Consider the following 22,774-nt stretch of genomic DNA (forward strand, 5'->3'; position numbering starts at 1 on the left):
CGTCGACTCATGATCACTCGTATGTCCCCGGTCGCACTCGTCGCCGTGTCCCTGCTTCTCACGGGATGCGGCGGCGGTGCGGTGGCGGCGACGGACCGCCCGTCCGCCATCCCCGCGCCCGCCTCCACACCCCCGGCCTCGCCCTCCTCGGCGATATCCGCCGAGGCCGCACCCCGCCAACTCCCGGGCGTGGGGCCCAAGATGCTCGCCCGGATACCCGTCGGCACCGAGCAGCTAGTGCTGGTGACCGGCCGCGGCGCGAACTCCTCCGTCTCCGCCCTCGCCCTCTACGAGCGCACCGACGACGGCTGGCAGCGGACCGTGAGCTGGGCCGCGCACAACGCGCTCAGGGGCTGGTCGAACCACCACATGGCCGGTGACCTGCGCTCACCGATCGGTGTCTACTCGCTCACGGACGCGGGCGGACTGCTCAAGGACCCCGGCACCAAGCTGTCGTACGACCAGGGATCGGGCTTCGTCTCGCCCGGCACCGGCTTCGAGGGCGAGCCGCTCGCCGGGTCCTTCGACTACGTGATCGCCATCAACTACAACCGGCAGCCCGGCACTTCACCCCTCGACTGGACCCGCCCCCTCGGCGCCTCGCGCGGCGGCGGCATCTGGATCCACGTCGACCACGGCGGCCCCACCCACGGCTGCGTCAGCATCGCCGAGGACCACATGAAGGAACTGCTGCGTACCCTGGACCCGGCCCGGCACCCCGTCGTCGTCATGGGCGACGCCGCGTCCCTCTCGCACTGACCGCCTAGGATCCGCCCAATGTGCGCACATGTGCTGGTCGCCGAGGACGACGAGATGCAGGCCGAGCTGATACGACGCTCCCTGCTGACCGAAGGCCACACCGCGACCGTGGTCCACGACGGGGCCGCCGCCATCACCGCGGCCCGGGAACTGCGACCCGACCTCGTGGTGCTCGACCTCATGCTGCCCGTGATCGACGGCTTCGGGGTGTGCCGGGTCCTGCGCGGCGAGGACGACATCCCCGTCCTGATGCTGACCGCCCGCTCCACCGAGGACGACGTCCTGCTCGGCCTGGAACTCGGCGCCGACGACTACATGACCAAGCCCTACAGCCCGCGCGAACTGATGGCCCGCATCCGCACCGTCCTGCGGCGCAGCGGCCGTACCGTCGAGGGCAGACAGGAGGACACCGTCGTACGGGCGGCGGGTCTCTCCGTCGATCCCGCGCGGCACGAGGTGCGCTGCGACGGGACACCGGTGGACTGCACACCGGCCGAGTTCGAGATCCTGCTCGCGATGACCGCCGAGCCCGAACGGGTCTTCTCCCGACGGCAGTTGCTCCAGTACACCAGGGGCCTGGACCGGGCGTCCACGGAACGGGCCGTCGATGTCCACATCATGAACCTGCGCCGGAAGATAGAGGCCGACCCACGCAAACCGGCCCGGCTGCTGACCGTGTTCGGTGTCGGCTACAAGCTGCGCGGCGGTCGCGCGTGAGGCCCCGGATACCGCTGCGCAAGCGGCTGTTGGTCCGGCTGCTCGTCGCCACCGTGCTGATCGCGCTCTGCTCGGTCGGGGCGACCGCCTGGATCGCGGTGGAGACCACCACCCGGGCCATCCAGGAGGAACAGGGCCAGGACCTCGCCGACGACATGCGCATCCTCGCGCAGCTCAGCGGATACGCGGCGACCCACCCCGAGTGGAAGGGCGTACGGCCCACGCTCGTTGCCCTGTCGAGGAAGATGGGCCGCCGCATCGCCCTCACCACCGCCGACCGCACCCTCATCGCCGACTCCGCGCCGCACGGCACCTCACTGCCACCCCGTCCCGCCGCGAACATCGACCCCCTGCACACCGACACGTACACGCAACCGGGCGCACAGCTCAGCGGTCTCGACCCCCGGGTCGTCGGACCGTACCGGTTGACCGAGAAGGAGCAGGCCCGGCTGGAGGGGCTGGCCAAGGAGCGGCAGGAGTGTTTCGCTCAGGCCGGGATCGAGACGACCATCACGATGACGCCGAGCGGCCGTCCCGTCCTCACCGACGCGGACGGCAAGGACGCCAACGACAATGTGCCCACGCCGTGCGCCGACGGGAAACTCAACACCCCGACCGCCACCGAGAACAAGGCGCTCAAGAACCTGGTCATCCGCGCCCGGCCCTGCCTCCAGCAGGCGGGCCTGAGCATCGCGGTCCCGTACTTCGGCGTCGACGTCACCGACAAGAGCCTCGGCTCCCGCTACACCGCGCGCGCCTACACCAAGGTGGGCGACGCGGCCGACACGCGAAAAGCGCAGGCCTGCACCGACAGCGTCCGCCGCGCCCAACTCGACCCCTACGTCGCCCCGGTGGCCGAACTGTTCCTCGGCCGCGGCGACACCACCGCGCCCCGCTTCGACGTCTCCCCGGCGAACAAGGCCAAGGTCGTCGGCGCGGCGGCGGCCGTGCTGGCACTCACCGTCCTGGTGACGGCCGTGGTCGCCACCCGCCTGGTACGACCCCTGCGCGTGCTGACCGAGGCGGCCCAGCAGCCGCCGGAACTGCACGTCCGGGTGCCGGTGAGGACCCGGGACGAGACCGGCATCCTGGCCGAGGCCTTCAACGACCTCGCCGATCGCCGTGAACGCATGGAGGCCCAGCGCAAGGCCATGGTCAGCGACATCGCCCATGAACTGCGCAGCCCGCTCACCAACATCCGGGGCTGGCTGGAGGTCACCCGGGACGGCTTCGTCGAACCCGACCCGGCGCTCCTCGGCTCGCTGCACGAGGAGGCGATGGTCCTCCAGCGCGTCATCGACGACCTCCAGGACCTCGCGGCGGCCGACGCCGGGACCCTGCGGCTGCACCGCGAACCCGTGCGCGTCGAGGACCTCTTCGACCAGGTCGCCGCCGCGTACCGGGTCACCGCCGACACGGCCGGGGTCGGCCTGCTCACCAAGGCGGACCGCGCCCTCTGGCTGGACGCGGACCCGGTCCGCATGCGCCAGGTGCTCGGCAACCTCGTGTCCAACGCCCTGCGCCACACACCGGTCGACGGCACGGTCACCCTCACCGCGCGGCGCGAGGGCGACCGGGCCGTCCTGACCGTCACCGACACCGGTACCGGCATCGCGCCCGAGGACCTCCCGCACGTCTTCGAACGGTTCTGGCGCGCCGACCAGTCCCGCAGCCGCCGCACCGGGGGCAGCGGCCTCGGCCTGTCCATCGTCCGCGACCTGGCCGCCGCCCACGACGGCACGGTCGAGGCGACGAGCGAACCCGGCACGGGCTCCGTCTTCACCCTGAGGCTTCCCGACTCGCCCTCGCCGGAGGGAAGTTGAGCCGGATCACTGCTCCCGTAGACCCCACGGCGAGCCGTACGCCGTCAGCAGGTCCAGGAACGGGCCGGCCGGGAACGCCTCCGGGCCCAGCACACCCGAGCCGGTCCACGCGCCCGTTGCCAGCAACTCCAGCGCGATCACCGGGTTGATCGCGGTCTGCCACACCACGGCCTGGGAGCCGTACTCCGCCATCGACCACTGGTTGTCGACCACGTGGTAGAGGTACACCTCGCGCGGCGCCCCGTCCTTCGTGCCGCGCACCCACGTGCCCGCACAGGTCTTGCCGTGCATCCGGTCGCCCAGCGTCGCCGGATCGGGCAGACAGGCGGCGACAACATCCCTCGGTGATACGGTAGTTGACCCCGACGCGCTCGGCACGGTGACCGGCTCGGTGCGGTCGAGACCCAGCAGATGGAGGGTCTTCAGGGTCTCGATGAACTCGTTGCCCAGCCCGTACTTGAAGGTGACCCGCTTCGCGTCGACCCAGCGCGGGACCAGCAGCACCTCCTCGTGCTCCACGTTCACGCACTCGACCGGGCCGATGCCCTCGGGGAAGTCGAACACCTCGGGCTCGCTGAACGGTTCCGTGGTGAACCAGCCGCGGTCGGCCTCGTAGACGACCGGCGGGTTCAGGCACTCCTCGATCGTCGTCCAGATGGAGAAGGAGGGCGCGAAGTCGTAGCCGTCGACGGTGAGGTTCGCGCCGTCGCGGATGCCGATCTCCTCGATCTCGTCGAAGAGTTCATCGGCGGCGTACCGCGCGAACACGTCCGAGAGACCGGGCTCCACACCCATCCCGACGAGCGCGAGCGCGCCCGCCTTCTCCCACTCGGCCGCGTCCTCGAACTGCGCGTCCCCGAGCTTGACCCCGCACTCCTCGTACGGCCGGTCCGGATGCGGCCGCGACAACGACATCGCCATGTCGAGGTAGTTCGCCCCGGCGGCCCGCGCCGCCCGGAACAGGGGGAGGACGAAGCGCGGATCGGTCGCGTTGACCAGCACATCGCACTCGTGCGCGCGCAGCGCCGCCACGACGGCCTCCTCGTCGTTCGCGTCCAGCCGCTCGGCGCGGAACCGGGCACCCGCCTCCCCGAGCGCGGCGACCGCGGCCTCCGCCCGGGACAGGTCGTAGTCGGCGACCACCATCGCGTCGAAGAACGGACGCCGGGCCGCGATCCGGGTGATCGCACCACCCACACCACCGGCTCCCACGAGCAGTACACGCATGGCAAGGACTCCTTAGCTGCCGATATCTCACCATCGATCCAACGCCGGTCGTCCGGATAAGGTCAATGGCGTTGGCATAAGGACGGACGAGGAGGCCGCGATGCCGAAACCGGTGGTGTCCGAGGAGAAACGGCGACGGCGCCGTCCCACCAAGAGCGGCACCGTCCTGTCCGAGCGGCTGATCGTCGACACGGCCCTGCGCATGCTCCGCGAACACGGCAGCGCGGGCCTGACCGCCCGCCGCCTCGGCCTCGCCCTGGACGCCGACCCCAGCACCCTCTACCGCTACTTCCGGGGCATGGACGAACTGACCCTGGCCATCGGCGACGCCCTCGTCGGACAGGCGCTGCGGGGCTGGGAGCCGACGGGGGAGTGGCGGTCGGACCTGCGCGCGATCGGCCTGCGCATCCACGCCGCGTACGTCGCCCACCCGCAGGCCGCCCAGCTCACGGCGAGCCGCGTCACCGGCCGGGCCAACGAACTCGCCGCCGACGAGGCCGTGTTGGACGTCCTGCGCACGACCGGCCTCCCGCTGCCGGACACCGTGCGGATCTACCACGCGTTCATCGACCAGACCCTGGCCTTCGCCGCCCTCGACGCGGCGTCCCTGGCCCTGCCGAGCGCGGCGCTCCGCGCGGACGAGGACATGTGGCGCTCGACCTACGCCCGCCTGCCCCGCAGCACACACCCGCGCATCGCCGAGGCGGCCCCGCTGCTGGCGACCCGCATGGTCGAGAGCGCGTATCCGACGGCGTTGGAGATGCTGTTGGACAGCGCCGCCCTCCACCTGGCTAGGACCGCAGCATCGCAGCCGCTGTCTCCGTGACCGCCGCCGCCACGGCCGCCAACGCCGGTGAATCAAGCTTCCACTGCTGCCAGTACAGCGGTACGTCGACCGCCCGCGAGGGCGCGAGGTTCACCAACTCGCCCGCCCGCAGCAGCGATTGGGCCTGCATCTCCGGGACCATGCCCCACCCCAGCCCCGCGGCGACGGACTCGACGAAACCCTCCGACGTCGGCACGAGATGCCGTACCGCACTCGCCGCTCCCTGCCCGCGCCGCAGCCGCCGTACGAAGGTGTCCTGGAAGTCGTCCAGCCGGTCGAAGGTCACCACCGGTGCCTCGGGAAGCGCGTCCCGCAAGGGACCGGCGAGCCATGTGTCCCTGAACTCCGGGCTCGCGACCGGGAGATAGCGCATCCGCCCCAGCGCCCGCACCGAACAGCCGGGCACCGCGTCCGGCGACGAGGTCACCGCCGCCATGACCAGCCCCTCGCGCAGCAGGGCCGCCGTGTGGTCCTCGTCCTCGCGGCGGAGTTCGAAGGAGACCGGCACATCGCGTGGGACGCGGGTGAGCGCGCCCAGGAACCAGGTCGCCAGCGAGTCCGCGTTGACCGCGATCGACACCCGGGTCGGTTCGCCGGCCCCGCTCATTCCGAGTTCGGCGCGCGCGTCCCGTTCCAGGCGGGCCAGTTGGCGGGCGAACCGTACGACCACCTCACCGGATTCGGTGGTCCGGACCGGCTTGGTGCGCAGCAGCAGGACCCGGCCCGTGCGCTGCTCCAGGGCCTTCACCCGCTGGCTCACCGCCGAGGGCGTCACACGCAGGGCGGTGGCCGCCGCGTCGAACGTGCCCTCGTCGACCACCGCGAGCAGCGTCCGCACCTGATCGAGGGGCAACTCCGAAACCATCACGAGCGCTAATGTTACGTAAGAATCTTTAGCTGTACTCCTGATGCCGGTCTCTCTAGCGTCGAGGCGTGACCCACGCCCTCTCCGCGGCGGCCGCCGGCTTCGGCACCGGCCTCTCGCTCATCGTCGCCATCGGCGCCCAGAACGCCTTCGTCCTGCGCCAGGGCATCCGCCGCGAGGCGGTCCTCGCCGTGGTCGGCATCTGCGCCCTGTCCGACGCACTCCTCATCGCGCTCGGCGTCGGCGGTGTCGGCGCGGTCGTGGTCGCCTGGCCGGGCGCGCTCAGGGCGGTCGGCCTGATCGGCGGCGCCTTCCTGCTCGTCTACGGCGTCCTCGCCGCCCGCCGCGTCTTCCGGCCCGCCGCTCTGCACGCCGAGGGCGAGGCGACCGGCTCGCGCCGCCGGGCCGTCCTCACCTGTCTGGCGATGACCTGGCTCAACCCGCACGTCTACCTCGACACCGTGTTCCTGCTCGGCTCTATCGCCGCCGACCGCGGCCCGCTGCGCTGGACCTTCGGACTCGGCGCGGTGTGCGCCAGCGTGTGCTGGTTCACCGCGCTCGGCTTCGGGGCCCGGCTGCTCAGCCGGTTCCTCGCCAAGCCCTCGGCCTGGCGGGTGCTCGACAGTCTGGTCGCGGCCACGATGATCGGCCTCGGCGCAACTCTCGTCGCCGGAACGTGAGATCGCGGAATGCGCGGGCACAGCCGGTGCTGCGATAGTGAACCCCGGTCGATTAGATGTAGCGAGCAACCAGGAAGCCAGTGGACACCAGCGAGAGCACCGACAGCGGCACCGAACCCGAGGCGGGGACGGAGCAGGACGCAGTACCGGCCACCGGCCCCCGGCGCGGCTGGCGCCGCTGGGCGATGGACACCCGCCCGCTGCGCATCCCCGCCTACCGCCGCCTGTGGTCCTCGACCATCGTCACGGCCGTCGGCAGCCAGCTCACCGCCGTCGCCGTACCCAAGCAGATCTACGACATCACCGGCTCCTCCGCCTGGGTCGGCGCCGCCAGCATGGCGGGTCTGCTGCCGCTCATCGTGTTCGCGCTGTGGGGCGGGGCGATCGCCGACAGCATGGACCGCCGCAAGCTGCTCCTGATCACCAACGGCGGTATCGCCGTCACCTCGGTGCTGTTCTGGCTGCAAGCCGTCACCGGCCTCGAATCGGTGGCCGTGCTGATGCTGCTGCTCGCGATGCAGCAGGCCTTCTGGGGCCTCAACGCGCCCGCCCGCAACGCCTCCATCGCCCGCCTGGTCCCCGCCGAGCAGCTGGCCGCCGCCAACGCCCTCGGTTCGACCGTGATGCAGACCGGCCAGGTCGTCGGACCGCTCCTCGCGGGCGCCCTCATCCCGGTCATCGGCCTGCCCGAGCTGTACCTCATCGACGCGCTGGCCCTGTGCGTCACGCTCTGGGCGGTCGTCCAGCTGCCCTCGCTGCCGCCCCTGGAGTCCGCGACCCCGCGCCGCGCGGGCTGGCGCGAGGTGGCCGCCGGGTTCCGCTACATCTCGCTGCACAAGGTGCTGCTGCTGTCCTTCCTCGCCGACATCATCGCGATGGTCTTCGGGATGCCCCGCGCGCTGTTTCCGCAGCTCGCGGCCCAGACCTACGCGCCCTACGGCGAGGGCCTCGCGCTCGGCATGCTGTTCGCGGCGATCCCGATCGGGGCGGTGGTCGGCGGGCTGTTCTCGGGCACGTTCTCGCGGGCGCGACGGCACGGCTGGATGGTGATCGGCGCGGTCGTCGCCTGGGGCGTCGCCATCACCGGGTTCGGGCTGAGCAGCAATCTGTGGATCGGCGTGGTGTTCCTGGCCGCCGCCGGGGTCGCCGACATGGTCTCCATGGTGTTCCGCGGGGCGATCCTGCTGTCCGCCGCCACCGACGAGATGCGCGGCCGTATGCAGGGCGTCTTCACCGTCGTCGTCGCGGGCGGCCCCCGCCTCGCCGACGTCCTGCACGGCACGGCGGGCTCGGCCTTCGGCACCCGTACGGCGGTCGCGGGCGGCGGCATCCTGGTCGTGGTCATCATGCTGACCCTCGCCTTCACGGTCCCGGCGCTGCGCCGCTACCGCATCTGAGGCCGCGCTCAGGCATGCCCGTGGAGCGTGTAGTGCTCCATCAGCTTGCCCCGGGTCAGCTCCAGCCGGTGCGCCAGGATCTCCGCGACGATCCGGACCAGGGAGAGCCCGAGCAGCGGATCCTCCACGCACAGGGCGAGCACGGCCGCCGCGTCGAACTCGTAGGCCCGCACGGCACTGAACGCCTCCGCGCCGAAATCCCACTGGTAGGGCGGGAACAGCCAGGACCAGCCGAGCAGGTCGCCCGCCCCGAGACTGCCCACGGTCACCCGCTGCTGGGGTGTCACCCGCTGGTCGAGCGAGACCGCGCCGGAGCGGATCACCCAGAAACGGTCGGCCGTACCGCCCGCCTCGAAGATCCTGGAGTCCTCGGCGAACGACACCTCCCGCGCGAGTTCCATCAGCCGTTCGCGCTGGGTCTGGGGCAGGGCGGTCAGCAGTTTTATCGCTTTGGTCATGGCTCGGGGCTCCTCGCCGGCAGCGGTTCCGGAATTCTCCCTACGCCCATTTCAGCCGCTGTCGACGTCCCGGGCACCTCGGGGGACGGAATCGGGGCATGAAAAAGCCCTGGCTGGACGGGGGAGACCAGCCAGGGCCGTTAAGCGGTGGCGGCGGAGGACGGTACGGTCGACTCCGTGACCACGTATGAATGAACCGTAAACCATCGGCGGGTATTTCGTACCCAGCTGAACCGGTCGCGTGACCGGTTTCACTTCGCGGCATGCCGGCCGGGCGCCACGATCTCGTCCAGCACCCGCAGGACGGCCTCGTAGGCCACCTCCCGTACGGGGTCCCCCTGTTCCGACCACGCGTGCGCCTCCTGGGCGGCGAAGGCCCGGGCCCGTTGGATGCGCCGCAACAATTCACCCGAGTCCACGACATCAGTCATGCCGAACGTCTACCCCCGACGGGCGGAGTTCACTTCGCGGGCGCCGGAATCGGCACACCGAGCGGGCGCGCCAGACCGACCACGGCCTCGTCCAGGCGCTGTAGATGCCGCAGCACGCGGTCGGTGACCCGGCCGTAGCGCGGGGTCCCGGGCGTACCGGGCCGCAGCAGGGACGCGATGCTCGGCCCGGTCTCGATCACGCCGACGGCGTCCCCGTCGGCGACATGCGCGCCGATGACCCCGATGTTGTGCACGATCCGGTGCCCCGCCTCCCGCAGCCGGGGATCGGCCGCGATCGACGGATGCGTCGGCAGCAGCTCGGCGGTCGCCGCCAGATAGCGCGCGTGATAGGCACAGGTCTCAAGCAGTGCGACCACGAACCGTGCGGTGTCCCGGCGCGCCCGCAACGGCGTGATCGGATGCGTGAGTGGCTGCGTCGAGGCGCTCAGGTCGGCCAACGCCTGGTCCAAGTCCCTTGCCTTGTCGAGGAGTTCGGCCGGGACTCCACCGCTGAGCTGGTCGACGGAGGCCTCGGTGACCTCCGTGAGCCGAGCCAGCACGGTCCCGAGCAGTTCGTTCGTACGGCGGTCCGTGTGCACCGGCAGCACCAGCGCCGCCGCGACCACCCCGCAGGCCGCGCCGAGCGCCGTCTCCTCGATGCGCAGCACCAGCACCGACGCGCTGTAGGTGTGCAGCAGCGTGTAGAGCAGGCCCAGCATCGCGGTGACGAAGAACGACATCAGGGTGTACGACAGTGGAGCCGTGTAAAACATGGCGAAAATGAACAGAAGCACCAGCGCGAACGCCGTCCACGTGTGATGCCCGACCAGACCCGCCAGTCCGATTCCGGCGACCACACCCAGGACCGTACCGAGCAGCCGACGGTAGCCCTTGACGAGGATCTCGCCCGTGGACGAGGTGTTGAGGAACACGATCCAGCAGGTCAGCACCGCCCAGTACCAGCGCTGACTGGACAGGAACTCGCCGCCGATGATCGCCAGCGACGACCCCACCGCCACCTGCACGGCGGCGCGCGTCGTCGGTCGCCGCAACCCCGTGCGCTCCGCGTCCTCCGCCTCCTCGTTGCTCGCGATGGCGACGTCCTCCGCGTCCAGCTCCTCGCGCGAGCGGGTCGTCGCCGGAGTGTCCTCGGACTCGTCCTGCGGCCCGTCCACGGCGATCCGCAGCCCCAGCACCGCACGCGCGGCCTCGCCGATGCCCCGGAACACGTCCTGCACGGCGTCCGAGGCGGGCGGCAGGTTCTCCTCCTCGCGATAGCCCAGCAGCCGGTTGCGCACCTGGGCCAGGCCGGTGCCCGAGTCCGCGCCCACGGGCCGCAGGACCAGCAGGCGCAGCGCCTCCAGCTCGTGGCGCAGCGTGTCCGTCGTCCGGTCCCGTACCTCCAGCCGGTCGGTCAGCGGGACGGGCGCGCCCGGCAGATGCAGGGTCAGGGTGTGGCCCCGCTCGGCGCTGCGCGCGGTGAGCAGCAGAAGCCCGAGCCGCTCGGCGGCGATCTCGGCGTCGGCGATACGGCGCTGCACCAGCCGCGCCACCGCCTCGTCGGAGGTCCCGTCCTCCAGCCGCCCCTGGATCAGCAGCGCCGTCTCGTGCAGCCGCGCGGTCCCCTCCCGTACGTCGTCGAGGGCCTTCTCCATGTCGTCGGGACCGGCGTCGAGCAACGCGAGCTGCGCGGTGACCAGTTGGGCGAACCGCGCCCGGAAAGCCCGCCGCAGCCGGTCCAGCGTCCCCGTGGGCGTCTCCGGTACCAGCGCGAACCGCACCAGCGCGCTGCACACGAAGGCCACGCCGATCACGCCGTACAGCCGGGGCAGTGCGGAGAGCGTCACCCCGACGAACAGGGACAGGAAGTAGATCTGGAAGCCGATCAGGCCGAGCGCGGTGCCGCGGTCGCCGAAGCGGCGGCTGTAGACCGCGCCGAAGATCAGCAGGACGAAGAAGACGTCACCGGCGACCACCCGCGAGTTCAGCAGCGCACTCAGCGACACCGAGGCCAGCGCCACCGGCAGACCGAGCGCGAGCGTCACCGCCTGCCCCGCGCGCCGCTTCTCGCGGATCGCGAACGTCGACACCATCGCCGACATCGCCCCGGCCACCAGATGCGGCACCGAGGCGTGCAGCAGGGAGAGCACGGCCAGCGTGAGCGCGATCGAGGCCACCGTCCGCAGCCCGGCCGTCAGCCGCAGCAGTCCGGGATCGGACGCCGCGACCCGATACCGCACCCGTGCCCACGCCGCCCGTCCCGCTGCCCTCACGCCGCCGTACTCTCCCCGGGGTTCATCTCAAGATCCGTACCACCGATGCTACGGCTCCTGGGTCCCGGCCCCCTCGACCTGGTCGCGCACCTGCTCGGGCGAGAGATACGAGTCGGTGTACTCGAAGTCCTTCAGGGTGGCCGGTTTGCGGGCCTGGAAGCCGGTGCGCACGAAGTCGTCGCCGGCCAGCGCGTTCAGCGTCCAGTTCGTCGCCACGCGGACCTTGGCGACGTTGGTGCGCAGCGCCGACCAGTGGTAGCCGCGCGCCACGAACTGGGCGGGCAGACCGCGCAGTTCGATGCCGAGCGGCTTGGACACCGCGTCCTTGCCGCCGAGGTCCACGACGAGCCCGAGGTCCTTGTGGACGTACGGCTTCAGCGGCTGGTTGCGCAGGGTCGCGATGACGTTGTCGGCGACCACCTTGCCCTGCCGCATCGCGTGCTGCGCGGTCGGCGGGCAGATCGCGCCGTCCCCGCCCTTGGCCTCGTCCGGGACCGCCCCGGAGTCGCCGAGCGCGAACACCCCGTCGTGCCCGGGGAGGTTCATGTCGGCGGTGACCGCGAGCCGCCCCCGAATCGTTTCCGCACCGAGCGTGGCGATCAGGGGACTGGCGACCACACCGGCCGTCCAGATCAGCGTCCGGGTCGGCACCACGCGCCCGTCGGTGAAGGTGACCTCCTCCGGCCCCGCCTTGGCGATCGAGACACCCAGCGAGATGTCGATACCGCGCCGGGTCAGGATCTGCTGCGCGCTCTTGCCGAGCTTGTCGCCCAGCTCGGGCATCAGCTTCGGCGCGATGTCGATGAGGTGCCACTTGATCAGCCCCGGGTCGATGCGGGGATACCGCTTGACGGCCGCATGGGTCAGCTTCTGTAGACAGGCGGCCGTCTCGGTGCCCGCGTATCCGCCGCCCACCACCACGAACTGGAGCCGCGAGGCCTTCTCCGCCGGGTCGTCGCTCGCGTCCGCGAGGTCCAGCTGCGTGATCACGTGGTCGCGGATGTACGCGGCCTCGGCGAGGGTCTTCATCCCGAAGGCGTGATCCGTCAGCCCGGGGATGTCGAAGGTGCGGGTGATGCTGCCGGGGGACAGCACGATGTAGTCGTAGGGCTCGTTGACGATCTCGTCGTTGATCGTGCGGATCACACAGACCTTGGACTTGATGTCCACGCCGATGGCACCGCCCGGGATGATCCGGGTGCGGTACTTGCTGCTGCGGCGCAGCGAGACGGCGATCGACTGCGGGGTCAGGACGCCGGAGGCGACCTGGGGCAGCAGGGGAAGATAGAGCTGGTAGGAGAACGGCGTCACCAGCGTGACGTCGGCCTCGTCGGTGTTCAGTTTCCGTTCCAGACGGCGAACGCACTCCACTCCTGCGAAGCCTGCGCCAACCACCAGGATCCTCGGTCGTGTCACGGTGTTCATCCCTTCTGCGGCTCCAGGCGGTCTGCCTCGACGTCGTCCGCCTGCCCCTGGATCGCTGCTTCGCACACCAACATCGATCCCACCGTGCCGGGAGCCGTTCCGCCAGCTGAGCGCGGCAGGCAGACGAACGCGTGGGCACCAGCATGCCCCGCCGACGCCCGGCGTACGCCCCGGGCGCGTGAACAAATGGCGTACGTGAACCGGTCTCGACCCGCTCTTGGGCGATCGCTTCGGACCGTAGAGTGCACGCCATGTCGCACACTCAGCCCGAGCCGGGGTCCGGCTTCCGCACCCAGAACATCGACCCCGGCAACGTGACGCGGCTGGTGGCCGCGCTCGACATACAGGAGACCAATCCCGGCGTACGACGCCTGCGGGCCTGGGCGCACGACGCACTCGACCCGCGTGCCGGTGAACGCGCCCTCGACATCGGGTCCGGTACCGGCTCGACCACCCGCGAACTGGCCGCCGCGGTCGGGGACGGCGGCTCCGCGCTCGGTGTCGAGCCCAACCCCGGACTGCGGACGATCGCCCAGGAACGCGCCGCCGAGGCCGACAACCCGGCCCGCTTCACGGACGGCGACGCGCTGTCCCTGCCCGTACCGGACGCCTCCGTGGACCTCGTCTGGTGCGAACGGGTGCTCCAGCACCTCGCCGAACCGGACAAGGCCGTCGCCGAGATGGCCCGCGTGCTGCGCCCCGGCGGGCGCGTGGCCCTCCTCGACACCGACTGGGCGACCACGATCCTGCACCCCGGCGACCCGGAGATCATGGCCGCGCTCACCTCGGGCGCCCTCACCGGCGCGGCCAACCCCTACGCGGGACGGCGGCTCGTCGGCCAGCTCAGCGCGGCCGGGTTCGTCGTCGACGACCGCGGCTCGCAGGCGCTGCTCCAGGACCACCGCTCGGTCGTCTGGCCGCTGATCCGCATGCTCGGCGAGTCCGCGGTCCGCCGCGGCGCCCTCACCGAGGCCCAGCGCGACCGCGCCTACGCCGACCTCACCGAGGCCGCCGAACAGGGCGCGCTGCACATGTCCGTGACGATGTTCGCGGTCGTCGCCCACCGCCCGGAGTGACCTGCGGTCGGTGGCCTGGGCCCCGTCCGGCGGGGCCCGGCTCGGGCCCACCGCCCCGAATGACCCCGTGTTCCGGTGACCTCACCGGAACACGTTGTCCGCGTCCTCCCACCCCGTGACCTGCTCGTCCACCGTCGGCAGTCGTGGGGCACGCGCGCGTGCCTGGTACATCGCGTCGATCTCGAACGCGTACTTCCGCACGATCGCGTCCCTGCGCAGCTTCATCGACGGCGTCAGCAGCCCGCCCGCGACATCGAACGGCTGCGGGAGCACCCGGAACACCCGGATCGACTCGGCGCGCCCCACCGGGCTGTTGGCGGCCGCCACGGCCCGCGTGATCTCCTCCCGCAGCGCGTTCTCCTCACGCGCCTCCCGGCCCCGTGCGTCGCTCTGCATCGCGAGACCGGCCTGCCAGTGCGCCACGAACTCCGGGTCCAGGGTCAGCAGCGCACCCACACAGGGACGGTCGTCGCCGACGACCACCGCCTGATGGATCAGGGGATGCATGCGCAGCCGGTTCTCCAGTGCGGCCGGCGCGACGCTCTTGCCGCTGCTGGTGATGATGATGTCCTTCTTGCGGCCGGTGATCGTCAGATACCCCTCGGTGTCCAGCCGCCCGATGTCACCGGTCGCCAGCCAGCCCGCGTGCATGGTCCCCCGGGTCGCCCGCTCGTCGTTGATGTAGCCCTGGAACACCGAAGGACCGTGCACCAGGATCTCGCCGTCCTCCGCGACCCGGATCTCGGTGCCGGGAAGCGCCTGCCCGACGGTGCCGATCTTCTCCCGGCCCGCCGGCTGCATGGTGATCCCGCCCGCGGTCTCCGTGAGCCCGTAGCCGTCGTGCACCATGATGCCGATGCCCGCGTAGAACAAGGACAGTTCACGGTTCAGCGGAGAGCCGCCCGACGTGCCGCCGACCACCCGGCCGCCCAGGCCCGCGCGCAGCTTGCGGTACACCGTCCGTTCGTACACGGCGTGTTGCAGCCGCAGATCGAGTCCGGGGCCCGAGCCCCGGCCGAGTCTCAGCCGCTCCTCGGCCGCCGCGAACTCCCGCGCGGTCGCCGCGGCCCGCTCGAACAGCGCGCCGCGGCCCAGCTGTTGGGCCGTCCGCAGCATGTTCTTGTAGATCTTCTCGAAGACCGACGGCACGGCGTAGAGATAGGTGGGCCGGAAGGAGCGCAGCCCCGACACCAGCGCGGCCTCGGTCATCTCCGGCTCGTGCGCCATCAGCCAGCCGCCGCGCGTGCACAGGCCCTGGATCATCAGGCCGTACACATGGGAGAAGGGCAGGAAGGCCAGCACGGTCGGCTGTTCCCCGGCGGGAGCCGCCGTGTTCGGCCAGCCCGAGAGCAGGGTGTCGCACGGGCTGGCCAGGCTGCGATGGGTCAGCGCGCAGCCCATCGGGCGGCCCGAGGTGCCCGAGGTGTAGGCGACGACCGCCGTCGAGTCCGGCATCACGATCCGGCGCAGCGAGTCCACCGTGGTCTGCGGGATGTACGTGCCCCGCTCCACGAGTTGGGGCAGCGCCCCGGAGTCCAGCTGCCAGACGTGCCGCAGCAGCGGCAGCGCGGCACACACCGTGCCGACCGTCATGATGCCCTGCTCGTCCTCCACCACCACGGCCACACAGTTGGCGTCCCGCAGGATCCACTCGACCTGCTCGCGCGAGGACGTCGGATGGACCGGCACCACCTCGGCGCCGACGGCCCACAGGGCGTGGCTGAGCACCGTCCACTCGTAACGGGTACGGGCCATGATCGCGACCCGGCTGCCCGGCGAGATCCCGGAAGCGATCAACCCCTTTGCCACGTCGACGACTTCGTCCCGCAGTTCGACCGCCGTCACTTCCTCCCACACGGGAGAGGAGGGGTCGGTCCTGCGCGCGATCAGCGGAAGGGTGGGATTGACGGCCGCAGTCTCGAAGACGCTGTCGGCGAGGCCGCCGGTCAGAGTGGTCAGGGCGGAGGTGGGGGGTGGAGCGACGGCGAAGTCGCGCATGCGCTGCTCCTGGGTTGTACGGGGCGTGACTCTGCCGATCATTGCTGTTATCGACGGTGCTCGAATGTAGCCCAGGTGTGAGCGATTGGTGAGGGGAACAGGGAAGTGGCCTTGCGGAGTTTGGTGGTTGAGTGGAGCCGACCTGACAAAGCGGGGTGTACGAGGACGTGACCACGGTGGATCTCGACGAGTTGAGAGCTCATGACTTCGGCTATCTGGACGCCGAGGGGCACACCTATCTCGACTACACGGGCGCGGGACTCGCCCCCAGCTCACTGGTCCGGGCCGCCGCCGCGCGGATCACCGGGGGCGTCTACGGCAACCCGCACTCCGAGAGCCCCGCCGCACGCGCCTCCGGCGACCTGCTGGCCGAGGCCCGCGCGGCGGTCCTGCGGCACTTCTCGGCCGACCCGGCCGAGTACACCGTGGTGTTCACCGCCAACGCGACGGCCGCGCTGCGCCTGGTCGGCGAGTCCTACCCGTTCGCACGGGGCAGCCGGCTCGTGATGCTGCTCGACAACCACAACTCGGTGAACGGCCTACGGGAGTATGCCCGCACCGCCGGCGCCAAGATCGAGTACGTCCCGGTCCACGGCCAGGACTTGGCCGTCGACGAGGACCGGCTGCACACCGCGCTCACGGCCCGCAACCGCCGACGCGGACTCCTCGCCTATCCCGCACAGAGCAACTTCACCGGCGTACGGCACTCCCTGGACTGGATCGCCACCGCGCGGGAACACGGCTACGACGTCCTGCTCGACGCCGCCGCGTTCGTCCCCGCCAACCCCCTCGACCTCTCCCGCTTCCACCCGGACTTCACCGTGGTCAGCTGGTACAAGGTGTTCGGCTATCCCACCGGCATAGGCAGCCTGATCGTCCGCCGCGAGGCCCTCGCCCGGCTGCGCAGGCCCTGGTTCTCCGGCGGCACCATCTACGCCGCGAGCGCCCAGGCGCAGTGGCACGTCCTCGCGGACGGCGAGGCCGCCTTCGAGGACGGCACCGTCAACTTCCTCTCCATACCGGACATCACGGCCGGCCTGGAGTGGATCGACGCCATCGGCATGGACCGCGTGCACGACCACGTCGCCCGGCTCACCGGCCAACTCCTCACGGGAGTCGCGAAGTTACGGCACAGCGACGGCTCCCCGATGGCCCGGGTCTACGGCCCCACCGACACCGGCCCCGCGCGCGGCGGCACCGTCGCCCTCAACCTCCTCGGCGCGGACGGCCGGGTGATCGACGAACGGGTCGTCGCCCAGGACAGCGCCGAGCGCCGCATCTCGCTGCGCTTCGGCTGCTTCTGCAACCCGGGCGCCGGAGAGGCCGCGTTCGCCCTGCCCCTGCGCCGCCTCCGCTCGGCGGCCCGCACACCGATGCGCTCACTGGAGGACTATCTCGACCTGCTGGGCCTGCCCTCCGCGGGCGCCGTACGGGTCTCGGTGGGTGTCTCCTCGCAGCCCAGGGACGTCGACACGTTTCTGGAGTTCGTCGCGGACACCTACCGCGACCGCGTACCGACGGCGGCCGGCCTCGCCGACCGGGCAGGCTGCTGAACGGCGAGGCGGTTCACCGCCCCGCACGGGCCGCCGACACCCCCTGACGGCACCTGCGCACCAGCACCGCCCAGGTCGCCACCAGGAACAGCACCGCGAACCCCGCCAGGATCAGCCGGCCGCGCCCCGCCGGATGCGCGAACGAGTCCCCGTACGACCGCAGCAGCGGCGGCCCCGCAGGTGAACTGCCGTCGCGCCACAGGCCGTTGAGACCGATCGCGCCACCGAGTGCCTCGAACGCCCAGCGGTTGGTCATCGCCCAGCTGATCCCCTGGCCGACCGGTGCCATCCGGGGCACCGGCACGAAGGCGCCCGAGAACAGCACCTGGGGGAAGCAGAGCAGCGGCAGCATCAGGGTCGCCTGGCCCGGTTCCGTGACCGCGGCCGAGGTGAGCAGCCCGAGGGCCAGCGCGGCGGCCGAGGCCAGCACACTGGTCAGGAACAGCGAACCGTACGTGTCCCAGCCCGCCGCCGGCAGTCGGTCCAGCGCGCGCAGCACCGCCAGCAACAGGGCGTCCGCCGCCGCCAGTACCGGCAGGACGGTGGTCAACTTCGAGGCCACGTACGGCCCGATCCGCACCCCCGCCAGCCACTCCCGGCGCAGCACGGCCAACTCCGGGCAGATCTGAAGCAGTCCGTACGTCAGCCCGAAGAAGAACGCCCCGAACGCGATCCAGAACATGATCATCGCCGTGGACCCCGGATCGGGCGCCGCCGGATCGAACGCACCCGCCCGGAACAGCACCGCGAACATCGCCACGATCATCACCGGCGACCCCACGAACACGGCCACCGACAGCCGGTTGTGCGCCAACAGGGCCGCCGTACGACGGGTCAGCAGCGCCCACTGGCGTACGGCACCGACGCGCGGCGGGCGGTGCGCGGTGGGCGCCGGTGTCCGGTCGGGCAGCGCTGCCGGGGCCGTCCGTTCGGCGCGCTTCCCCTCCGCGACCGCCGCGTACACGTCCTCCGCCGTCTCCGCGCCGAACGCTCCCAGCAGCGCGTCCGGCGGTCCCACGAACGCGACCGCCCCGCCCGGCGACAGGAACACGACCTGGTCGCAGCGCGGCAGATCGGCGAGGACGTGAGTCGTGAGTACCACGGTGGTGCCGGTCTCGGCCAGGCTCCGCAGGGTGGCCAACAGGGCGGCCCCGGTGACCGGATCGAGCCCGGAGGTGGGTTCGTCTAGGAAGAGGACGCGCGGCCGGGTCAGCAACTCGGCCGCGATACAGGCCCGTTTGCGCTCACCACCGCTCAGCGCCCGCACCGGGGTGTCGGCACGCTCGGACAGCCCGAGTGCGTCGAGGACCTCCGTCACCCGTGCCGGAACCGTCCCGCCCGGCATCCGCAAGCGTCCCGCGTATTCCAGCGTGCGCCGCAACGGCAGCTCACGGTGGATCACGTCCTCCTGCGGCACATACCCGAACTCCGGCCCGGGCGGCCCCGGTTGGGCACCGTCGTGCAGTACCGCCCCCGTGGTCGGGCTCTGGAGTCCCGCGAGGGTCCCCAGCAGCACCGTCTTGCCCGCACCGCTGCTGCCCGCGATCACCGTGAGCTGCCCCGCCGCGACCTCGAACGACACCTCGTCCAACACCCGCCCGGCGCCCCGCAGTTCCTGCGTGACGTCCCGCAACTCCAGGTGCAGGCCTGCTGGTTGGGTGACGTCAGGATGTAAGGGCGTCGGCATGGGAGCAGCATGTCACCCCGGTGTCAGCCACACCGTCGCCAGGGGCGGGAGGGTGAGCAGGATGTGGCCGTCCTCCGGCTTGACCGGATCGGGGTTGGTGACATCGCTGCCGCCGTAAGCGGCGGAGTCGGTGTTGAGCGTCTCGCGCCAGGCCGGGATGTCGTCCGGGACGCCGAGCCGGTAGTCGTGGCGCACGACGGGCGAGAAGTTGCTGACGGCGAGCAGCGGCGCGCCCTCGGCGTCGAACCTCAGGAACGCGAAGACGTTGTCCTCGGCCGCGTCGCCCAACACCCAGCGAAATCCGGGGGGTTGGGTGTCGAGCTGCCAGAGAGCGGGCGTATGGCGGTAGACGGCGTTGAGGTCGCGTACGAGGTTCTGGACGCCCCGGTGGTCGGGCGCCGCGTCGTAGGCCGGGTCGAGGAGCCACCAGTCGGGGCCGTGCGCTTCGGACCACTCGGAGCCCTGGGCGAACTCCTGGCCCATGAAGAGGAGTTGCTTGCCGGGATGGGCCCACATGAACCCCAGATACGCCCGGTGGTCGGCGCGCTGCTGCCACCAGTCGCCCGGCATCTTCGACACCAACGACCGCTTGCCGTGGACGACTTCGTCGTGCGAGATGGGCAGCACGTAGTTCTCGCTGTACGCGTACACCATCGAGAAGGTCATCTCGTGGTGATGGAACCTGCGGTGGACCGGCTCGTGCGCCATATAGCCGAGCGAGTCGTGCATCCAGCCCATGTTCCACTTCAGCCCGAAGCCGAGGCCGCCGGTGTCGGTGGGGCGGGTGACACCGTCCCAGGAGGTGGACTCCTCGGCGATCGTCACGACACCGGGCACCCTGCGGTACACGGTCGCGTTCATCTCCTGGAGGAAGGCGACCGCGTCCAGGTCGTCGCGCCCGCCATGGACGTTGGGGGTCCACTGGCCGGAGTCGCGCGAGTAGTCGAGGTAGAGCATCGAGGCGACCGCGTCCACGCGCAGGCCGTCGATGTGGAACTCCTGACACCAGTACACGGCGTTCGCCACCAGGAAGTTGCGCACCTCGGTCCGACCGAGGTCGAACTCGTACGTCCCCCAGTCCGGATGCTCCGCCCGCCGCGCGTCCCCGGGCTCGTACAGCGGCTCCCCGTCGAACCGGGCCAACGCCCAGTCGTCCTTGGGGAAGTGCGCCGGCACCCAGTCCATGATCACGCCGATACCGGCCTGGTGCAGCGCGTCGACAAGGAACTTGAAGTCGTCGGGAGTGCCGAGGCGAGCCGTCGGGGCGTAGAAACCGGTGACCTGGTAGCCCCATGAACCACCGAAGGGATGCTCGGTCACCGGCATGAACTCGACGTGGGTGAAGCCCAGATCGTTGACGTACGCGGGGAGTTCGACGGCCAGCTGACGGTACGTCAGGCCGGGCCGCCAGGACGCGAGATGCACCTCGTACACCGACAACGGCGCCTCGTGGACCGGAGTTTCCGTCCGCCGGGCGAGCCACTCCGCGTCGTCCCACTCGTGGTGCGAGGCCGTCACGATGGACGCCGTGGCGGGCGGAACCTCCGTACGTCGAGCCATCGGGTCCGCCTTGAGGAAGCGGTCGCCGTGCCGCGAGGTGATCTCAAACTTGTAGCGCGCGCCCTCGCCCACCCCCGGCAGGAACAGCTCCCACACACCCGACGAACCGAGCGACCGCATCGGGAAGGCCGTCCCGTCCCAGGAGCTGAAGTCCCCGGCGACACGCACCCCTTGGGCATTTGGCGCCCACACGGAGAAGCGCGTGCCGGTGACTCCCTCATGCGTCATCGGCTCCGCGCCGAGCGCCTTCCACAACTCCTCGTGGCGCCCCTCCCGGATCAGATGCAGATCGAGATCCCCGAGCGCGGGAAGGAAGCGGTACGGGTCGTCCACCTCGTGCTCGTCGCCCTCCGCGTACGACACCAGCAGCGTGTACGCCGGGATCGCGTCGAGCGGCAGCACGCCGGAGAAGAGGCCGCCCCCTTCCGAGGCGAGCGGGTTGCGCATGCCGTCGATCACGACACTCACGGCCCGGGCGTACGGCCGTAGCGCCCGGAAGGCGATCCCGCCCGCGACCGGACGCGCGCCGAGCAGCGCGTGCGGATCGTGGTGGGCGCCCGACAGCAGGCGCTCGCGGCCGGCCGGGTCCAGGGGAAGGGACACGGCGGGGCCGCCCGCCTCCGAAGGTGAAGTGTCGCGCAGGGCCACGGAGTTCAGCCTCCTCGGACGGCGAGTCGCTCGATCGCCGCCATGGGTACGGGAAGCCAGTCCGGGCGGTGCCTGGCCTCGTACAGCACTTCATAGACCGCGCGATCCGTCTCGTAGGCGCGCAGCAGAGCATGCTTGGTGCGGGGGTCCCAGCCGGCCCGGGCCGCGTAGCCCGCACAATAGGCCTCCCGGCAGCGGCGCGCCCACTCGGGGCGCCAGGGACGGCGCTGCCTGGCCGCGTAGTCGAAGGAGCGCAGCATCCCGGCGATGTCCCGCACCGGGGACTGCGCGCTGCGCCGCTCGGCCAGCGGCCTGGACGGCTCGCCCTCGAAGTCGATGACGAACCAGTCGTGGCCCGCCCGCAGCACCTGCCCGAGATGCAGATCGCCGTGGATGCGCTGGGCGGGCGGCCCGGCGTCACGGCCCACCAGCGCGCCGAACGCGGTCCGCAGCCCCGGCACGAACGGCCGCAGCGCGGCAACGGAGTGCGCGGCGGCTTCCAGGCGCTCGGTCATGGCGGCGGCCGTACGGTCGTTGTCCCCACGGGCGCCGGACGGAAAGGCCGCGGCCAGCGCCAGATGGACATCGGCCGTGGCCTGCCCCAACTCATGGGCCTCGGTGGTGAATTCGTCACCGGCGGCGAGTGCGCGCAGCGCCAGCGCCCAGCCGTCGGAGGCGTCCGGCAGGAACGGCTGGAGCACACCGAGCGTCGCGGCCCATGGCTCCGCCGTCCGGAACCACGCCACCGGCGCGGGCACCCGGGTGCAGCCCTGCGCCGCCAGCGCCCCCGGCAGTTCCAGGTCCGGGTTGACACCGGGCTGGATGCGCCGGAACACCTTCAGGATGAACCGATCGCCGTACACCAGCGAGGAGTTGGACTGCTCGGCGTCCAGCGGCCGGGGCGCGAGTCCGGCGGGCACGGACATCGACGGGTCCGCCTCGAAGCGCAGGGGACCGGCCGAACCGGGGTGCCGCAGCCGCTCCAGCAGCAGTTCCGCCGAGCGCGGATCCCGCAGGGCGTCGTACACCGCGAGCCCGGCCAACGGGCCTTCGTGCACACGGCCGATGAAGGCCCGGGCCAGTCGCGGCGAGACGTGTTCCCTTATGCCGAGCAGGAGTTGGTAGCAGTCGCCGGGTGGGGGAGTGCCGCCCGGCACGGGAACGCCCGTGTGGGAGGCGTGCACCAGCAGATGGAGGCAGCCCGGGAACAGCTCGGTCGTGGACAGCACGTGGAGGTCGGCCACCGGCCGGTCCTTGCCCGCGAACCAGCGCTGCCCGGGCAGCCATTCGCGCAGCAGCCCGACGAGCGTGGCCGGAGGCCGGTCGACGCCTGGGCTGCTCGGTCGGAGGGGTGCGGTCTTCGGCATGGTG

The 22,774-nt window shown here is 71.3% G+C and carries 18 protein-coding genes; 8 read left to right on the forward strand and 10 right to left on the reverse strand.

Going from position 1 to position 22,774, the window contains the following annotated elements; translation table 11 throughout:
• The first annotated feature begins 9 nt into the window (after positions 1-9).
• From ACWIHT_RS01845 to ACWIHT_RS01855, 3 genes are read left to right on the forward strand one after another with little or no spacing between them, the layout of a single operon-like run.
• Complete coding sequence (locus tag ACWIHT_RS01845; protein WP_456163319.1) at positions 10-759, forward strand: L,D-transpeptidase family protein; 750 nt, start codon at positions 10-12, stop codon at positions 757-759.
• An 18-nt stretch (positions 760-777) separates the two neighbouring features.
• Positions 778-1,476 (forward strand): response regulator, encoded by a 699-nt coding sequence (locus tag ACWIHT_RS01850; RefSeq protein ID WP_456163321.1) that lies wholly within the window; start codon positions 778-780, stop codon positions 1,474-1,476.
• On the forward strand, positions 1,473-3,299 hold the full coding sequence (locus tag ACWIHT_RS01855) for a sensor histidine kinase (protein WP_456163323.1): 1,827 nt from the start codon (positions 1,473-1,475) through the stop codon (positions 3,297-3,299). Before ACWIHT_RS01850 ends, ACWIHT_RS01855 begins: the two co-directional genes overlap by 4 nt.
• A gap of 6 nt (positions 3,300-3,305) precedes the next feature.
• On the opposite strand, the gene ACWIHT_RS01860 is transcribed toward ACWIHT_RS01855, so the two are convergent.
• A complete protein-coding gene (locus ACWIHT_RS01860) occupies positions 3,306-4,526 on the reverse strand; it encodes a saccharopine dehydrogenase family protein (RefSeq protein ID WP_456163325.1) in 1,221 nt (406 codons plus the stop codon).
• A 100-nt stretch (positions 4,527-4,626) separates the two neighbouring features.
• Between ACWIHT_RS01860 and ACWIHT_RS01865 the strand changes: the two genes are divergently transcribed.
• The gene (locus tag ACWIHT_RS01865) at positions 4,627-5,352 is read left to right on the forward strand and encodes a TetR/AcrR family transcriptional regulator (RefSeq protein WP_456163327.1); all 726 of its coding nucleotides are present in this window, start codon (positions 4,627-4,629) and stop codon (positions 5,350-5,352) included.
• Here ACWIHT_RS01865 and ACWIHT_RS01870 read toward each other — a convergent pair.
• The gene (locus tag ACWIHT_RS01870) at positions 5,318-6,217 is read right to left on the reverse strand and encodes a LysR family transcriptional regulator ArgP (protein ID WP_456164559.1); all 900 of its coding nucleotides are present in this window, start codon (positions 6,215-6,217) and stop codon (positions 5,318-5,320) included. The genes ACWIHT_RS01865 and ACWIHT_RS01870 overlap by 35 nt on opposite strands.
• Positions 6,218-6,285: 68 nt before the next feature.
• On the opposite strand from ACWIHT_RS01870, the gene ACWIHT_RS01875 reads away from it, so the two are divergent.
• Together ACWIHT_RS01875 and ACWIHT_RS01880 are read left to right on the forward strand one after the other, a co-directional pair.
• Positions 6,286-6,897, forward strand: a complete 612-nt coding sequence (locus ACWIHT_RS01875) for a LysE/ArgO family amino acid transporter (protein WP_456163329.1) — start codon at positions 6,286-6,288, stop codon at positions 6,895-6,897.
• Between the two features lie 80 nt (positions 6,898-6,977).
• Positions 6,978-8,294, forward strand: coding sequence for an MFS transporter (locus ACWIHT_RS01880; RefSeq protein ID WP_456163331.1), 1,317 nt, complete (start codon positions 6,978-6,980; stop codon positions 8,292-8,294).
• 8 nt (positions 8,295-8,302) lie between these two features.
• Here the strand turns inward: ACWIHT_RS01880 and ACWIHT_RS01885 are convergent, their stop codons facing one another.
• The 4 genes from ACWIHT_RS01885 to ACWIHT_RS01900 all read right to left on the reverse strand — a co-directional run bounded on the left by ACWIHT_RS01885 (position 8,303) and on the right by ACWIHT_RS01900 (position 12,881).
• Positions 8,303-8,752 (reverse strand): cyclic nucleotide-binding domain-containing protein, encoded by a 450-nt coding sequence (locus tag ACWIHT_RS01885; protein ID WP_456163333.1) that lies wholly within the window; start codon positions 8,750-8,752, stop codon positions 8,303-8,305.
• 251 nt (positions 8,753-9,003) lie between these two features.
• A complete protein-coding gene (locus ACWIHT_RS01890) occupies positions 9,004-9,183 on the reverse strand; it encodes a hypothetical protein (protein WP_019069241.1) in 180 nt (59 codons plus the stop codon).
• Positions 9,184-9,212: 29 nt separating this feature from the next.
• Entirely contained in the window at positions 9,213-11,456 is a 2,244-nt protein-coding gene (locus ACWIHT_RS01895) for an FUSC family protein (RefSeq protein WP_456163335.1), read from the reverse strand.
• A gap of 48 nt (positions 11,457-11,504) precedes the next feature.
• Positions 11,505-12,881 carry an NAD(P)/FAD-dependent oxidoreductase gene (locus ACWIHT_RS01900; RefSeq protein WP_456163337.1) on the reverse strand — a complete coding sequence of 459 codons (1,377 nt, stop codon included), beginning with the start codon at positions 12,879-12,881 and terminating at the stop codon, positions 11,505-11,507.
• 251 nt (positions 12,882-13,132) lie between these two features.
• Here ACWIHT_RS01900 and ACWIHT_RS01905 point away from each other — a divergent pair, with 251 nt between their 5' ends.
• Positions 13,133-13,957: a methyltransferase domain-containing protein gene (locus ACWIHT_RS01905; protein WP_456163339.1), complete on the forward strand. Its 825-nt coding sequence runs from the start codon at positions 13,133-13,135 to the stop codon at positions 13,955-13,957.
• Positions 13,958-14,038: 81 nt separating this feature from the next.
• Here the strand turns inward: ACWIHT_RS01905 and ACWIHT_RS01910 are convergent, their stop codons facing one another.
• Positions 14,039-15,955 (reverse strand): AMP-dependent synthetase/ligase, encoded by a 1,917-nt coding sequence (locus tag ACWIHT_RS01910; RefSeq protein WP_456163341.1) that lies wholly within the window; start codon positions 15,953-15,955, stop codon positions 14,039-14,041.
• A gap of 167 nt (positions 15,956-16,122) precedes the next feature.
• Between ACWIHT_RS01910 and ACWIHT_RS01915 the strand changes: the two genes are divergently transcribed.
• Positions 16,123-17,508, forward strand: a complete 1,386-nt coding sequence (locus ACWIHT_RS01915; RefSeq protein ID WP_456163342.1) for an aminotransferase class V-fold PLP-dependent enzyme — start codon at positions 16,123-16,125, stop codon at positions 17,506-17,508.
• Positions 17,509-17,521: 13 nt separating this feature from the next.
• On the opposite strand, the gene ACWIHT_RS01920 is transcribed toward ACWIHT_RS01915, so the two are convergent.
• The 3 genes from ACWIHT_RS01920 to ACWIHT_RS01930 are packed head-to-tail and all read right to left on the reverse strand — an operon-like array spanning position 17,522 to position 22,770.
• Complete coding sequence (locus tag ACWIHT_RS01920) at positions 17,522-19,195, reverse strand: ATP-binding cassette domain-containing protein (protein ID WP_456163343.1); 1,674 nt, start codon at positions 19,193-19,195, stop codon at positions 17,522-17,524.
• 12 nt (positions 19,196-19,207) lie between these two features.
• A complete protein-coding gene (gene glgB / locus ACWIHT_RS01925; RefSeq protein ID WP_456163344.1) occupies positions 19,208-21,403 on the reverse strand; it encodes a 1,4-alpha-glucan branching enzyme in 2,196 nt (731 codons plus the stop codon).
• Positions 21,404-21,408: 5 nt separating this feature from the next.
• Positions 21,409-22,770, reverse strand: coding sequence for a maltokinase N-terminal cap-like domain-containing protein (locus tag ACWIHT_RS01930; RefSeq protein ID WP_456163346.1), 1,362 nt, complete (start codon positions 22,768-22,770; stop codon positions 21,409-21,411).
• Positions 22,771-22,774 lie beyond the last annotated feature (4 nt).

The sequence above is a fragment of the Streptomyces sp. NPDC002276 genome (genome assembly GCF_053891435.1).